This is a genomic window from Shewanella cutis (assembly GCF_022410515.1).
Classification (GTDB): domain Bacteria; phylum Pseudomonadota; class Gammaproteobacteria; order Enterobacterales; family Shewanellaceae; genus Shewanella; species Shewanella cutis.
On sequence record NZ_JACSDI010000002.1, the window covers coordinates 74127 to 88838 of the forward strand.

12 protein-coding genes and 8 tRNA genes are annotated in these 14712 nt (G+C 45.5%); 15 read left to right on the top strand and 5 right to left on the bottom strand.

What is annotated here, in order from left to right:
* Positions 1-119: 119 nt before the first annotated feature.
* Together H9J30_RS05570 and H9J30_RS05575 are read left to right on the top strand one after the other, a co-directional pair.
* Positions 120-695: a nuclear transport factor 2 family protein gene (locus H9J30_RS05570; RefSeq protein WP_240130128.1), complete on the top strand. Its 576-nt coding sequence runs from the start codon at positions 120-122 to the stop codon at positions 693-695.
* A gap of 30 nt (positions 696-725) precedes the next feature.
* Complete coding sequence (locus H9J30_RS05575; protein WP_240130129.1) at positions 726-1220, top strand: YchJ family protein; 495 nt, start codon at positions 726-728, stop codon at positions 1218-1220.
* A gap of 80 nt (positions 1221-1300) precedes the next feature.
* Here the strand turns inward: H9J30_RS05575 and H9J30_RS05580 are convergent, their stop codons facing one another.
* The 3 genes from H9J30_RS05580 to H9J30_RS05590 form a co-directional block, all read right to left on the bottom strand.
* Positions 1301-3484, bottom strand: a complete 2184-nt coding sequence (locus H9J30_RS05580) for a putative bifunctional diguanylate cyclase/phosphodiesterase (protein WP_240130130.1) — start codon at positions 3482-3484, stop codon at positions 1301-1303.
* A gap of 188 nt (positions 3485-3672) precedes the next feature.
* A complete protein-coding gene (locus H9J30_RS05585) occupies positions 3673-3960 on the bottom strand; it encodes a DUF406 family protein (protein WP_240130131.1) in 288 nt (95 codons plus the stop codon).
* A gap of 157 nt (positions 3961-4117) precedes the next feature.
* Positions 4118-4606, bottom strand: a complete 489-nt coding sequence (locus H9J30_RS05590; RefSeq protein ID WP_240130132.1) for a VC2046/SO_2500 family protein — start codon at positions 4604-4606, stop codon at positions 4118-4120.
* Positions 4607-4731: 125 nt separating this feature from the next.
* On the opposite strand from H9J30_RS05590, the gene H9J30_RS05595 reads away from it, so the two are divergent.
* From H9J30_RS05595 to H9J30_RS05605, 3 genes are all read left to right on the top strand, one after another.
* A tRNA-Tyr gene (locus H9J30_RS05595) sits at positions 4732-4816 on the top strand.
* A gap of 39 nt (positions 4817-4855) precedes the next feature.
* Positions 4856-4940: transfer RNA gene (locus H9J30_RS05600), tRNA-Tyr, on the top strand.
* Positions 4941-5057: 117 nt separating this feature from the next.
* Positions 5058-5142 (top strand) — tRNA-Tyr (locus H9J30_RS05605).
* 181 nt (positions 5143-5323) lie between these two features.
* Here H9J30_RS05605 and queE read toward each other — a convergent pair.
* Complete coding sequence (queE, locus tag H9J30_RS05610; RefSeq protein WP_240130133.1) at positions 5324-5992, bottom strand: 7-carboxy-7-deazaguanine synthase QueE; 669 nt, start codon at positions 5990-5992, stop codon at positions 5324-5326.
* 188 nt (positions 5993-6180) lie between these two features.
* Here queE and queC point away from each other — a divergent pair, with 188 nt between their 5' ends.
* On the top strand, positions 6181-6897 hold the full coding sequence (gene queC / locus H9J30_RS05615; RefSeq protein ID WP_240130134.1) for a 7-cyano-7-deazaguanine synthase QueC: 717 nt from the start codon (positions 6181-6183) through the stop codon (positions 6895-6897).
* Positions 6894-7511, top strand: coding sequence for a rhombosortase (gene rrtA, locus H9J30_RS05620; RefSeq protein ID WP_240130135.1), 618 nt, complete (start codon positions 6894-6896; stop codon positions 7509-7511). Before queC ends, rrtA begins: the two co-directional genes overlap by 4 nt.
* A gap of 141 nt (positions 7512-7652) precedes the next feature.
* Here the strand turns inward: rrtA and uvrB are convergent, their stop codons facing one another.
* Positions 7653-9674 (bottom strand): excinuclease ABC subunit UvrB, encoded by a 2022-nt coding sequence (uvrB, locus tag H9J30_RS05625; RefSeq protein WP_240130136.1) that lies wholly within the window; start codon positions 9672-9674, stop codon positions 7653-7655.
* Positions 9675-10775: 1101 nt separating this feature from the next.
* Between uvrB and H9J30_RS05630 the strand changes: the two genes are divergently transcribed.
* The 8 genes from H9J30_RS05630 (at position 10776) to rsxB (ending at position 14712) form a co-directional block, all read left to right on the top strand.
* Positions 10776-10851: transfer RNA gene (locus tag H9J30_RS05630), tRNA-Asn, on the top strand.
* A gap of 48 nt (positions 10852-10899) precedes the next feature.
* Positions 10900-10975: transfer RNA gene (locus H9J30_RS05635), tRNA-Asn, on the top strand.
* Positions 10976-11006: 31 nt separating this feature from the next.
* A tRNA-Asn gene (locus H9J30_RS05640) sits at positions 11007-11082 on the top strand.
* Between the two features lie 45 nt (positions 11083-11127).
* Positions 11128-11203 (top strand) — tRNA-Asn (locus H9J30_RS05645).
* 45 nt (positions 11204-11248) lie between these two features.
* A tRNA-Asn gene (locus H9J30_RS05650) sits at positions 11249-11324 on the top strand.
* Positions 11325-11521: 197 nt separating this feature from the next.
* A complete protein-coding gene (locus H9J30_RS05655) occupies positions 11522-13426 on the top strand; it encodes an EAL domain-containing protein (protein WP_240130137.1) in 1905 nt (634 codons plus the stop codon).
* A 125-nt stretch (positions 13427-13551) separates the two neighbouring features.
* A complete protein-coding gene (gene rsxA, locus H9J30_RS05660; RefSeq protein ID WP_240130138.1) occupies positions 13552-14130 on the top strand; it encodes an electron transport complex subunit RsxA in 579 nt (192 codons plus the stop codon).
* Positions 14131-14712: an electron transport complex subunit RsxB gene (gene rsxB, locus H9J30_RS05665; RefSeq protein ID WP_240130139.1), complete on the top strand. Its 582-nt coding sequence runs from the start codon at positions 14131-14133 to the stop codon at positions 14710-14712. It begins immediately after the preceding gene.

Sequence of the window (14712 nt, forward strand, 5' to 3'; positions counted from 1 at the left end):
ACTCTTCACGCTCAGTGTGCACTTTTATAACAGAAACACACTTTGTAAACATTCAACTCTTTAGTTCAGCGGGCACCTCCATTATAGTGGCGCCATGAATGCTTGATTAGAATAATGTAATGAGATTTTTGCTGCTAGCCCTGATGTGCCTATTATCGCTTCCAAGTGTTGCTACGCCTACAAAAGCCCAAACCACCACAACAACGGATCAGCTGATTAATGCTAATTATCCTTTGTTAACTCAGGCGTTTAATGAACTAAATCACGATATTACTACCAACATTTATGCTGAAGACGCAAGTTATCTCTCTGAAAGTCAAAGTAAAGAAATCTACTATGGCCGCGACAATATCGTTGCCATTTACCAACGCTTTTTCGATAAAATTCGCGCTAAAAAGGCCCGAATCGACATCGACTTTCGGGTACTTAACCGCAAATTATCAGGCGATAGTGCGTTTGATACCGGTTATTATTTAGTGCGGTTTTATCCCGCAGAAGAAACCGGCGAACCTGTGAGTGAATTTGCAGGCAAATTTGTGATAGGAACGCAAAAAGATACTCAGCATCGCTGGAATGTCACTCTTGATATGAACAATCGAGCTGAGCCAAGTTTTTATTTGAATGCCAAGCCTGTACCAAATCTTCATTATGGCCGCCAGTTTCCCCCCTTGCCTGACAGTAAAAAGTCCAAATAGTCATTCCTTATCTTTGAATAGCTTAAATATATGAGCATAGAAAATCACTGTCCCTGTGGCAGCCAAAAATCTTACCAAAACTGTTGTGAAGCATTGCACCTTAATGTTGATTCAGGGGCACAAGTTGCCACCAGTCCCGAGCAGTTAATGCGTTCTCGCTACTGTGCATTTGTATTGAAAAAATTTGATTACATTATTAAAACTCACCATGTGGACTTTCTGGGTAGCTTAACTCTTGAGCAACTTAAACAAGGCCCTAATCCAAATTGGTTAGCGCTTGAGGTATTAGCGGCAAATGAAGAAGCGCATCCCGATGGCACTTTGCGCGGCACTGTCACCTTCAAGGCTTGGTATAAACTTGCCGGAGAGATTGATGCTATCTATGAACGATCTGAGTTTGTATTTCAACAGGGGCGTTGGTATTACACTCAAGGGCAACAAATGCATGCCAAACGTCCAGGGCGTAATGATCCCTGCGTCTGCCGCAGCGGTAAGAAGTTTAAGCAGTGCTGCATGAAGGATTAACCAAGTACCAACAGATAAAACAAAAGGCAATCAATTGATTGCCTTTTGTTTTATCATTACACCGAATGCCAACATCAGATTTAGTGTGCGATAAGATTAGGTTGTTTAGCCGTCAGTAAAAACTGTGCAAACTCGGGTTCTCGCAGGGCTGGGCTGTATAAAAACCCCTGCGCTTGATGGCACAAACTCTTGGCTAAAAATGCCTCCTGTTCAGCGGTTTCGACCCCTTCAGCCGTCAAGGAAATATTAAGCGCATTGGCCATCGCAATAATGGCTGAAACAATTTCCTGACTTTCGCGGCTAATGGTCAAATCAGAGATAAACGAGCGGTCGATTTTTAACTTACTGATCGGGAACTGTTTAAGATAGCGCATCGAGCTATAGCCCGTACCAAAATCATCAATGGCCAGCCCCACACCCAGCTCCGCCAATTCTTGACACAACAGCGTGGCATGACGAATATCCCCCATTAATTCCGTCTCAGTGATCTCAAGGATCAGGGTTTTTGGCTTTAAACGATAACGCGTCAACAGTTGCCACACTTGTTCATACAAGTTCCCGCTAAAAAACTGCCGTGCCGACACGTTAACATGCATGCTTAAATCGGCATTATGGTGCTGCCAGATATTTAATTGTCGGCAAGCGGCCTCCAGTACCCAACTGCCTATCGCGTTAATCATGCCCGACTGCTCGGCAATATCGATAAAAGCGCCGGGATAAAGCACGCCTTTCTTGGGATGATGCCAGCGGATCAAAGCTTCAGCACCGATATAAGTCCGCAGCTCCAGATCCCGTAAGGGCTGATAATATAGTTCGAATTGACGGCCACGAATCGCACTATGCAAATCACGCTCGATTTGCGCATCTTCCTTAAAAGCTCTGAGCAAGGTGCTGTTAAATACTTGAATTGCATTGCCCTTTTTCTTCTTCGCATATTGCAGCGCAATATCGGCACAGGTTAGCGGCGCGAACAGATTCGCCACAGAGGCAATATCGACGACTGCCAGTGCTGGTTTAGGCTCGATTTGCTCTCGGCCGATTAAAATCGGCATGGCTAAATGCTGATATAACCGCGTACTAAAATAATCGAGATCGTAAACCGCATTATCATCAGTAAGTAACACTGCGAACTCATCGCTACCGACGCGGGCAATTTCGGTCGCTTTATTGATTTCTGAAAAATGCTTTAAGCGACGACCAATTTCAATCAGCAGGCTATCGCCATTTTCGTGGCCATAGGTATCGTTAAAACGCTTAAAAGCCACTAAATCGACAAGTAGCAACAATCCTTTGGTGGTTTTCTCTAAAACTCGATTAAAGTGACTACGATTATTCAGCCCTGTCAGACTGCAACGCCAAGCTAAACGCTCAAGCTCCGCTTTATAGTTGTGTTCATCGGTGCTTTCTTCACATGATACTAAGGCGTAATGATTGCCGCGGTCGGTAATAAATTGGCTGACCACATACTTAAGCCAGTATCGGCTACCATCTGCACGACTAAATTGCACTTCACCCTTTGCTTGATCACCTCTGAAAATTTTTGCTAAGGTCTGCTCAGCTAACGTATTGTGCTGTTTGAAAAAAGTTAAATCGCGTAAATTGGTCCCTATACTCTTATCCCGCGCAATCCCAGTAATATTCTCATGGGCTTGGTTTACATACTCTACTTTTTCAGTATGTAGATTGATGAGCATACTCATCTGGCGCGACTGCTCGGTTGCACAGCGAAATAGGCTTAGGCGCTCTTCTTTGTCATAGGTGTGTTTGGTCGCCAGAGTCAGGGCCAATTGATCGGCCATTTGGCAGGCAAGATAAATTTCGCTGTCATGCCAGTGGTGAGTAACTTGCGCGCGTTCAATGCAGAGCACGCCCTCGAGATGACCATTAATACGAATACCCACATCGAGGCTAGATAAAATTTGCCTAGGGATAAAGTAGCTATCGACTAACTCAGTCAATCTTGGATCAACTAAGGTATTGCCCGCATCAATATGGCGATGATTTTTGAGTTCGGTTAAATAGCGTGGGACCTGCTGTAATAGATGTGGGCGATGAACATCTTGCAGCGCCATGGCGCCAAATTGAGCGACGAGGGATTGGCTCAATTGGTCGGCAGAAAAAATCCATACAGACACCAGCGAAACCGCTAAATTCTGACAGAGTAGCTCTGTCGCTAACTCTGCCGTCTTAGTGAAATCACCCTGCTGCTTTGCCGTAGAATGGACTAAAGACTCTAATAAGTGCTGATGCTGACGTCGCTTCACTCTGATCCCTACAAAACTTCGTGTTGGGTAAAACGATACTGCTGCAACTAACACACAAAGATAGGTATGTTAATGAAGCCGATTTATCATTGTTTTTGTTGACGCAGATTACACTATCTACATTTAAAACAGCAACATCGGCCACACTTTATTACAAATTAACCTCGACTTGTATCACAGTTTTTTTGCTATAGACCATTCTCTAACTGGAAAATCATTTTTTCGACACTGACATCAAAAACCAATTTGATCGTCACGCCAGTTTCATGGTGAGACACACTTGCTTGCGTGTGGCTAAAACGAGCTTGAGCACGCTCAACCATCTTTGCGGCCTCATTTTCTGCTTCGGCCCCACTAAACTGCATTTCAAGCACAGTATCTTGTTCATCTATCACAGCGCCTATATCCACAAAGCTGCCGCAATCGGTACAAGTGTCATTTACTGTGGGGGTTTGTCCTGCAATGATACCTTTCATAGGGTTATCCTCTTTAATGAACTCATGTTAAAAACTCAACATAAGCGACTCGATATTAATATCACTAACGGCTAATTATAGGGAATTATGATGAAAGAGACTCTGGTATTGCTCACGCTTATTACCCCAGCCTTGATAAGACATAGCCTCAGTAGCATTAAGCACTGGCTAAGCGAGGTATTAAATTACGCTGGATAGCCAGTTGATCGGCAAAGTGCATGATTTCAACTTGAGGGGACGGCAATTGTCCTCGCTGCCGCAAGCGAGTCGTTAACTCACAGTTACTTAAAGCTTCGGCCATGGCGATAGGCTCACCACCTCGGATCACTAACGCTTCCGGTCGTAATGCTTGTTGTAATTGAAACGCTCTCGCCCCTTGCTGCATAAACACAGCGCTATTATCGGTAATGTGATGGTTGGAGGACAAATCCGCCACTAACGTTTGTTTTGGTGGTAATTCAAACTGACGTTGTAATTTTTCGGCCACATCGAGTTCTTTTTGCCATTGAAACTGCGCCATGTCCCTCGCATCTGCAGACAATAGCGACAGCAACAGGGCAAACTCACCTCGCCTGTTGTGTTCGATTGCCGCATTTAAGCGGGTGCCAATTTGGGCTTCATTGATTAAAGGAACATCGATTTGCATAAAAAAACATCGCTAAAACAACTCGTTGTTAGTTAATCGACCAGTTGAACAAGAACTTTAGGAAAATTTTCATATTTAGACTTTACATGCCTAAGGTTTCTGACTACTATGGCGGCCGCAATTGAGGAGGGGTTCCCGAGTGGCCAAAGGGATCAGACTGTAAATCTGACGGCTCCGCCTTCGAAGGTTCGAATCCTTCTCCCTCCACCATTTGCACTAACAATTAGCGATGCTATAAAAAATACTCGTGGAGGGGTTCCCGAGTGGCCAAAGGGATCAGACTGTAAATCTGACGGCTCCGCCTTCGAAGGTTCGAATCCTTCTCCCTCCACCACTTTTATCTTGTATGGTTCGTAAATGGTTGGTCTGCTGTAAACTTGCTTTACCCTTAAATCCGGCCAAGATTTAAGATGACGATTAGGTACCACTTAACCGTCAAAAGAAAATATGTGGAGGGGTTCCCGAGTGGCCAAAGGGATCAGACTGTAAATCTGACGGCTCCGCCTTCGAAGGTTCGAATCCTTCTCCCTCCACCACTTCTTTCTCATATCACACTTTATCTCGCGTTATTCCCCAAGTTTTCTTTTTAGCACACCAGCTTGTTCAGACCTATTGCTTTATCTCTTAAACCTATTGCCTTTAATCCAAATATTTGGCTGATAAAAAACGCCCCATTTGGAGCGCTAAGAAGTATTTCTGCGTTGAGTTAAGTACACATTAATCGATATTCAGATACTTATGGGTCTGAATCGATAAACGCCAGTTACGGGCAATACACACCTTCATCGCTAATTCCGTCGCCCTTGGTTTTTGGCTAATAGGCTGTAAACAGATGGTTTTGGCTGATACATCAATATCGCTAAGTAATTCATCAAGTTCATCGATATGATTTTCGGTCGCAATCGGATGCTTAATTTCATTGGCACGGTTCAAGGCCTGCGCTAACACCGGATAACCGCCTTTCATATTCACCTTGGGTGAAACAGTGACCCAAGTATCTTTATCGCATTTCACCTCAAAGGTCCCGCTAGTTTCAATTTGAGTGGCAAAGCCGGCGCGATGGAGCGTGTGGGTTAATTCATTCAGATCATACATACAAGGCTCACCACCGGTGATCACCACATGGCGCGCAGTGTATTCCTTCGCGTTGAACGCCTCGATAAGACTCTGCGCGGTGTGATTTGCCCAGCGCCCCACCGTGCCGTCAACGGTGATCACTTGCTCTGGTGAGACTTTATTCGTCTCAAGCAAGTCCCAAGTCTGTTTGGTATCACACCAAGCACAACCTACAGGACAGCCCTGTAAACGCACAAAAATGGCGGGCACTCCGGTAAAGACACCTTCACCTTGAATGGTTTCAAAGACTTCGTTGACTGGGTAATTCATGCTAACGTTCCATTTTTCTGGGGCGGCAGTTATAGAGGATTTTAGCGGTAGCTGCAAGTTTTTACCGCCTTGCATTTAAGCAGCCACACAGATAAATGCCTGCATAGCCGCGCCAGCAAAGAGTTTTCAAGCCCTAACACCTGAGTTACACTTACGCCCTATTTTTGTGTCACTCTAAAGTGGATCTTATGTCAGCATCAGTTTCAAAGGTCGTGGTCGTATTCAGTGGTGGACAAGACTCAACAACTTGTCTTATTCAAGCCTTAACACAGTATGATGAAGTCCATGGGATCACCTTCGATTATGGACAGCGCCACCGTGAAGAAATTGACGTGGCGAAATCCCTCGCCCAACGCTTAAACATCACCAGCCATAAAGTGATGGATGTGAGTTTACTCAACGAGTTAGCCATTTCTGCCCTCACCCGCGATGCGATCCCCGTTTCCCACGAGTTGATGGAAAACGGCCTGCCCAATACCTTTGTGCCTGGGCGTAATATTCTGTTTTTAACCCTAGCGGGGATCTACGCCTATCAGTTAGGGGCTGAGGCGATTATCACCGGCGTGTGTGAAACCGATTTTTCCGGTTATCCCGACTGTCGCCACGACTTTATTCGCGCGATGGAATCGGCACTGGTGCAAGGCATGGATAAAAAGCTTGAGATCATCACGCCATTAATGTGGCTCAACAAAGCCCAAACCTGGGCGCTAGCAGATAAATATCAGCAACTGGATTTAGTTCGCCATCATACCCTGACCTGTTATAACGGCATTGTCGGTGATGGTTGCGGTGACTGTCCTGCCTGCCATCTTCGTAAACGCGGCTTAGAGGATTACCTGAAAAATAAAGCAGAGGTGATGGCCTCGCTCACACAGGCAATTGAAACAGGTAAGCCACAGGCGTGAAACTGTTGACGTTAAAAAAGCTCGGCCCCTATTGGCTGGCGCTTATCGTTAGTGTGCTCTGCGCGCTCTTGTATGTTGCGGGACTTGTTACCCCGAGCATAGATAATCTGCTCGCTTATCGTCGCAGCGCTATCGGTGACGGCCAGTGGTGGCGTCTCGTCACAGGTAATCTGCTGCATACCAATCATTGGCACCTGCTGATGAACCTTGCGGGATTATGGGTAGTGCTATTTTTGCACCACTTTCACTATCAGCTCAAGGAATTAACCGCGCTGTTTATCCTGCTTTGTCTATTTGAAGGCATTGGTCTGTATCAGGGTTATCCGCAGTTATTAGGCTATGTGGGGCTGAGCGGCATGTTACATGGCCTATTTGCCTATGGGGCAGTACAGGATATTCGCCGCAAAATGCGCTCGGGTTATCTGCTACTGCTCGGGGTAATCGTCAAAGTTGGCCATGAACAATTTTATGGTGCCAGTGACGATGTAACCGCAATGATCGGTGCACGGGTCGCCACCGAGGCGCATTTAGTCGGCCTGATCTGCGGCATAGTCTGTGCGCTTATGGTGTTTGTGTTACAACAAACAAGAACCGCCAATGAAACGCAGCACTAATATCTTCAACTTTGGCGAATCAACAAAATAAAAGCCGCCCCACATTATTGTGTAGGCGGCTTTTTATTAGGTAGAGAACCTTGGTATATGCTTGATTTGCATCGCTGTCCTGCGTCTAACTCAGCTAAGACACAGATTGGGTTAAGCCGTTATCAGCAGCTCCCGTAAACGTTTTACCTCATCGCGCAAGGCTGCCGCCTGTTCAAATTCCAAGTTACGCGCATGCTCATGCATTTGCTTCTCAAGCTTGTCGATATCATGGCTCAGCTGCGCGGCATCAGCATGGTAGCGTTTCGCTTTAGGTTCAGCCACTTTACCCAGTGACGATTGGCTATACCCCTTTTCAGTGTCTCTACCATCGTCCACATCCATCACGTCGGTAATACGCTTGACCACGCCCTTTGGCACAATGCCATGCTCAAGGTTATAGGCGCGCTGTTTCTCGCGGCGGCGCTCGGTTTCCCCCATCGCCTTGACCATCGAATTGGTGATGCGATCGGCATAGAGAATCACCTTGCCATTCACATTGCGCGCCGCACGACCAATGGTTTGAATAAGCGAGCGCTCCGAACGTAAAAAGCCTTCTTTATCTGCATCCAAAATACAGACGAGTGAGACTTCGGGCATATCTAAGCCTTCGCGTAACAAGTTAATCCCGACCAGCACATCAAACTTACCGAGGCGCAAATCGCGAATGATCTCCACCCGCTCCACGGTATCGATATCAGAGTGTAAGTAGCGGACTTTGACACCATGTTCGTCGAGGTATTCAGTTAAATCCTCCGACATACGTTTAGTTAACGTGGTGACTAACACCCGCTCGTTTACCGCAACCCGTTTAGCGACTTCCGAGAGCAAATCGTCCACTTGAATGCCAACGGGGCGCACCTCAAGCTCAGGGTCGAGCAATCCTGTGGGCCGCACAACTTGTTCAACAATCTCGCCGCCACTCTTATCCAATTCATAGGGATTTGGCGTTGCCGACACATAAATCGTCTGCGGCATTAACTGCTCAAACTCTTCAAACTTCAGCGGCCGGTTATCCAGCGCCGAGGGCAAACGAAAGCCATATTCCACCAAGGTGGTTTTACGGGAACGGTCGCCCTTATACATGGCGCCAATTTGTGGCACAGTGACATGGGATTCGTCGATCACCAATAAACCATCAGCGGGTAAGTAATCGAGCAGCGTTGGCGGCCCCTCACCGGGGGCTCGTCCTGATAAATAGCGGGAGTAGTTTTCAATACCGGAGCAATAGCCTAACTCCACCATCATCTCGATATCGTATTGCACCCGCTCGTGGATCCGCTGCGCCTCAATCAATTTATTATTGTCGAGCAGATATTGCTTGCGCTCACGCAGCTCTTGTTTAATCAGCTCAGTGGCTTCAAGGATCTTTTCCCGCGGCGTCACATAGTGGGTCTTAGGGTACACTGTGGTGCGGGCGATACGTTTTACAATCTGCCCGGTTAACGGATCAAACTCGCTTAAGCGCTCAATCTCATCGTCAAATAATTCCACCCGAATCGCGTAGCGATCTGAATCGGCAGGGAATATATCAATCACTTCACCGCGAACGCGAAAGGTACCGCGCTGCAACTCGATATCATTGCGGGTGTATTGTAATTCACTCAAACGCTTAAGAATGTCCCGCTGTCCCATGGTATCGCCCTGGCGCAGGTGCAATAACATCTTTAGGTAAGAGTCAGGATCGCCAAGACCGTAAATTGCCGATACAGAGGCAATCAGCACCACATCCTTGCGCTCCAGCAGCGCTTTGGTGGCCGAGAGCCGCATTTGTTCAATATGGGCGTTTACCGAGGCATCTTTTTCTATAAAGGTATTGGATGCGGGGACATACGCCTCAGGTTGATAGTAATCGTAATAGGAGACAAAATATTCCACCGCATTATTGGGGAAAAACTCTTTCATCTCGCCATATAACTGTGCAGCGAGTGTTTTATTTGGCGCCATAATAATAGTCGGTCGCCCAAGCTTGGCTATCACATTGGCGATGGTGAACGTCTTACCAGAGCCCGTCACCCCTAATAAGGTTTGACAAGCAAGGCCTGATTCGAGGCCATCAACCAATTTAGCGATGGCTGTGGGCTGATCACCTGCGGGAGCAAATTGGGATTCAAGCTGAAAAACAGATTCTGACACGCTTACATATCCTTGTGGTTAGTCACCCCATTCTAATCAAGACGCCCATTAAGCTCCAGCAGTTATCTCTCAATCAAAGCATTGCTGACATAAACGCTACGTAACAAGTAGTAACATTTATCAAATGTAATTAAATTACAAACAGTTCCTATCGTATGTCACAGACGAGAAAAGTCCTGAATCCCGCATGGTTTCTCGCTTATTTCGACTTATCAACAAATTCTGTGGATAACCCTGTGAGTTGCGGCTTAAAACAAGCAGCAAAGCCTTGCGCCACGGGCGATGGACTTAAATTGCACTATTTTGGCGATTAAAAATTTAGTTTTTAATTTTCAAATGGTTAATAAATGCAAGCCATATCTTTTTTGGCATAGATTGGAGTTGCAATTTTGTAAGCTGATGAAAGTCCCCTCTTGTGTATTAATTTGGCATTTCTCCTGAATTCTAGGGCGTTTTATCGCCAGTTTGAGCACTAAAACACCTTAGTCAAAAAGTTTCATTTTCCAGCCATCAATCGCACTCCCATGGTAAATCAAAGGAGTGCTAAGCCAAGCAGTAAAGACTCCGCTGTGCTAATGCTGAAGCTATCTCAAAAATTGACGACCTCATTTCACCGCCTCTCACTCAAATTGACTTAACCACCCACGCCAGAGAAATACAACATCGTGCACTCTAGGCTGGTGCTCACGAAACGAGGGACACTGCCGCAAAGGATGTTCTTTTATCTGCTAAAGAGCCTCGACACCCAAAAAAGAATGTATGCTTCTGCACTGGCTCATGTTTTGTGCCGGGTAGTCATTCAGGACAAAGCTGTTATAAGTGCTTCCTTTTAATAGACGAAACAGTCTCGAAGCATACTGAAGGCATTAACGGCCATTCCCCCCCCAATAATCAACCAATTCAAACGATGCTGAACATCGCTATCTTGCGAAAAGTTAAGTTATTTCTTCATCAAAATGCTGATTTCTACACCAGAATGCACATTAGATAAGCACTTAACAGCATAATTACACTTTTTTTAGTAACTCGAGTTGACTCCTCCCACAGAGCGTTTTACTATGCGCTCCGTTCTCAACGAGTCATCGAGAAAAGATAAACGATTCCCCTGTAGTTCAGTCGGTAGAACGGCGGACTGTTAATCCGTATGTCACTGGTTCAAGTCCAGTCAGGGGAGCCAAATCTAAGTATCGGTAAACAATGAGAATACAGTTAGGTAGCTAACAATTCCCCTGTAGTTCAGTCGGTAGAACGGCGGACTGTTAATCCGTATGTCACTGGTTCAAGTCCAGTCAGGGGAGCCACTTAGTTAACACACTGATGCATTAAAATGATTCCCCTGTAGTTCAGTCGGTAGAACGGCGGACTGTTAATCCGTATGTCACTGGTTCAAGTCCAGTCAGGGGAGCCAATTTAACGTAATAGCTGAAGTCGATAGCAATATCGCACCCTCTACTCCCCTGTAGTTCAGTCGGTAGAACGGCGGACTGTTAATCCGTATGTCACTGGTTCAAGTCCAGTCAGGGGAGCCAATTTAATGTAATCGCTAAAGTCGATAGCAATATCGCACCCTCTACTCCCCTGTAGTTCAGTCGGTAGAACGGCGGACTGTTAATCCGTATGTCACTGGTTCAAGTCCAGTCAGGGGAGCCAATATCTATTTTATCTGCTTAAACTACCCTTCAAATTTAGTCATCTCGCTTTTCATTGCTGTTTTGCGGTAAATACGGTTACACTGTGAGCAATTTGTTAACCAAAATTCCGAGTATCATCACGCAGATAGCGGTATTGCTTGAAATATCATGCACTATCTTATTGCATGTACTCTGATATATTGAGAGCGGATTTTTATGGCGATGTCTAAATCATATCCCATTTTCTTGTTGCTAGTTTTTTTAGGCTTATTTGGTTGGATTTATCAAAACGAGAATAACCAGTTACAGGCAGAACAACAGCAAGAACTCAATAATTTCAAACAATACATGGGTAATTTTTCCCAATGGCAAGGCAATGGTAGCGATCTTTACCAAAGCATCTCAACACACTACCCATTGCAATTTTTCCAGTATATCGACGATACCGATGGTCAACTTAATTACACACATGGCGAACTCAACGCCCAAATGCCCCATCCACTCGCAGGATTATTTGCCTTAGATTTATCCCATACCCAAAAACTGGCAGCGGGTCGCTTACAAGTCAAATTAGCTGCCGACCAAGCCATTGAAAATGCTATTGCCAATACCCAGCAGTTAGGACTCGTACTGCTGGTAACCTATATTATGTTGGTGGTTGTTTTTATATTGCTTATCAACAAAGTAAGAGCAGCTATCCGTTATGCTGCCGATTATATTACCCACATTCCAGAGATGAACTTTTCAGCCATAGAGTCTTCCAAACTTAATGGTGAAATGACCCCTGTCAGATTAGCGCTTGAGGAATGCCGCGCACAGTTAAAATCGCAAATGGATAGCCTCACAAATGAAAACCAAAAACTGCATAAAGTAGCCTATCAAGATCCTATTACAGGGTTTGGTAGCCGTCCTCGTTTTACGGCTAAATTGGAAAGCATTAGCAATCACTCCGTTCCCCAACTAGGGTTAATGGCCATGGTCAAAGCTACGGAATTGGCCCATATCAACCAACTCCAAGGCCGCTCTGCAGGGGATGATTATTTATCGAATTTAGCCACTTGCATTCGCAAGGCCAGCTCAAAATATCCTGATGCGGAGTGCTACCGCGTATCCAGTGCCGATTTTGCGATTTTTCTACCTGATTTAGTGCTAAAGGATGGACCTAAGTTTTTAGACCAACTGAAGATTTTACTCGATGAATATCAACAGATGATTAAAACTGAATCCGCTGCCCATGTTGGACTTGTTCCTTACCAACAGGGCGCAGAACCAGTCAATTTGCTCTCACTTGCTGATACGGCAGTCAGTATCGCGCAAACCCTCGGTCCCAACAGCTATCATATCCAAGAAAAACTTAATGGTGATGAGCAATTTGGTGATGATCGTTGGAAATTAGCGATAAATGACTTAATCACTCGCCAAGCGCTGAAGTTTTTCCAACAACCCATTCAACCCTGCCGCAATGATGTTGAGGTATATCGCGAACTACTCGCTCGCTTCTACAACAGTGAAGGAAAGTTTTTGCCTACTACCACAGTCATCGCCATGGCTGAACGTCATGGTATGAGCACCGAATTGGATAAACTTGTGGTGATCAGTACATTAAAAATGCTTAAGGAAAATCCCACCATTAGCGGAAATTTTGGCATCAATATCAGTGCATTTTCTGCCCATCAGGAACTGTTTGTTGGCTGGTTAAAGGATATTCTCGGTAAGCATCGATATATTGCCTCTCGCTTAGTGTTTGAGATCAACGAATCCGGTATGCAAGCCAATTTAGGGGCGAGTTATAAGTTTGTCCGTGAAGTTCATAGCGTAGGTTCGAGGGTATCAATTGAGCGTTTTGGTATGAGTTTTACCTCGTTCAAATTCTTCAGCGAAGTCCGCCCAGACTACATTAAGCTTGATGGTAGCTACACTTCGGCGATCGATGAAGACAGCAATAACAAATTCTTTGTGCGTATGATGGTGGACGTTGCTAGACGCATCGGCATCCGCGTGATTGCCACCAGTGTTGAACGCCAAGAAGAAAAATTGACCCTCGAAAAACTCCTCGTCGATGGTCTACAAGGCTATTATATTTCGCAGCCACAGGGCATTACCTTAACTGATCAAATTTAAGTCAAAACAGTATTTACCTAGCACGCAAATTTACAGTAAAGATAGTTAACCCTGCATTCTATATGTTGTTTATGCAAACGGAAAAGTCGATAATACGGCCAAGTTCCGTTTAGACAAGTATTGAGATGAGTGAATATCTCCTGTTGTTGATCAGCACCGTACTGGTCAACAATTTCGTTTTAGTTAAATTCTTAGGTTTATGTCCATTTATGGGGGTCTCCAGCAAATTGGAGTCCGCTATTGGTATGTCTATGGCCACCACCTTCGTGTTGACTTTGGCATCCATTCTCAGTTACCTCGTGAATCAATATCTGCTATTACCATTTGACCTCGGTTATCTGCGCACCATGAGCTTTATCTTAGTGATTGCAGTGGTAGTGCAATTTACCGAGATGGTTGTGCAAAAAACCAGTGCAGCCCTCCACCGCGCGTTGGGGATTTATCTGCCGCTGATCACCACTAACTGCGCTGTATTAGGAGTAGCGCTATTAAACGTGAATGAAAAACACGATTTTATTCAATCCGCTATCTATGGATTTGGTGCTGCAGTAGGGTTTTCCTTAGTGTTAATTCTGTTTTCTGCGATGCGTGAACGTTTAGCGGCTGCCGATGTACCAGTGCCTTTTAAAGGCGGTGCCATCGCCATGATCACCGCGGGCCTAATGTCATTGGCCTTTATGGGATTCACAGGATTGGTTAAATAAATGTCCACCATGTTAATTGCCGTTATCTTATTAACCCTATTGGCATTATTCTTTGGGGTATTACTCGGATTTGCCGCCTTAAAATTCAAAGTTGAAGGCAACCCTATCGTTGATGAGCTTGAAGCGATTTTGCCGCAAACTCAATGTGGTCAATGTGGTTATCCCGGCTGTCGTCCCTACGCCGAAGCCATTGCCAATGGCGACAAAGTCAATAAGTGCCCTCCCGGCGGCACTGCCACAATGGAAAAACTCGCCAGTTTAATGGGCGTAGAGCCTGAGCCTCTCAATGCTGAGGCGCAGTCTCAGGTTAAAAAAGTCGCTTATATCCGTGAAGATGAGTGTATTGGCTGCACCAAATGTATTCAGGCCTGCCCAGTCGATGCCATTATTGGCGCGGGTAAATTAATGCATACCGTGCTCACTGCCGATTGCACAGGTTGCGATCTGTGTGTTGAGCCCTGCCCCGTCGACTGTATCGATATGGTGCCAGTGACCCCAAATCTGAAAAACTGGAATTGGCGTTTAAATGCGATTCCCGTGACTCTTATCCAAGAGATCCCGCACGAAGAGAAGAGAGGATAA

Bases quoted from the DNA above. Each gene is read 5' to 3' on its own strand.
- H9J30_RS05655 (WP_240130137.1), top strand. From the start codon at position 11,522: ATGGCGATGTCTAAATCATATCCCATTTTCTTGTTGCTAGTTTTTTTA.
- queC (WP_240130134.1), top strand. From the start codon at position 6,181: ATGTCAGCATCAGTTTCAAAGGTCGTGGTCGTATTCAGTGGTGGACAA.
- rsxA (WP_240130138.1), top strand. From the start codon at position 13,552: ATGAGTGAATATCTCCTGTTGTTGATCAGCACCGTACTGGTCAACAAT.
- H9J30_RS05585 (WP_240130131.1), bottom strand. From the start codon at position 3,960: ATGAAAGGTATCATTGCAGGACAAACCCCCACAGTAAATGACACTTGT.
- rsxB (WP_240130139.1), top strand. From the start codon at position 14,131: ATGTCCACCATGTTAATTGCCGTTATCTTATTAACCCTATTGGCATTA.
- queE (WP_240130133.1), bottom strand. From the start codon at position 5,992: ATGAATTACCCAGTCAACGAAGTCTTTGAAACCATTCAAGGTGAAGGT.
- H9J30_RS05575 (WP_240130129.1), top strand. From the start codon at position 726: ATGAGCATAGAAAATCACTGTCCCTGTGGCAGCCAAAAATCTTACCAA.
- H9J30_RS05570 (WP_240130128.1), top strand. From the start codon at position 120: ATGAGATTTTTGCTGCTAGCCCTGATGTGCCTATTATCGCTTCCAAGT.
- H9J30_RS05590 (WP_240130132.1), bottom strand. From the start codon at position 4,606: ATGCAAATCGATGTTCCTTTAATCAATGAAGCCCAAATTGGCACCCGC.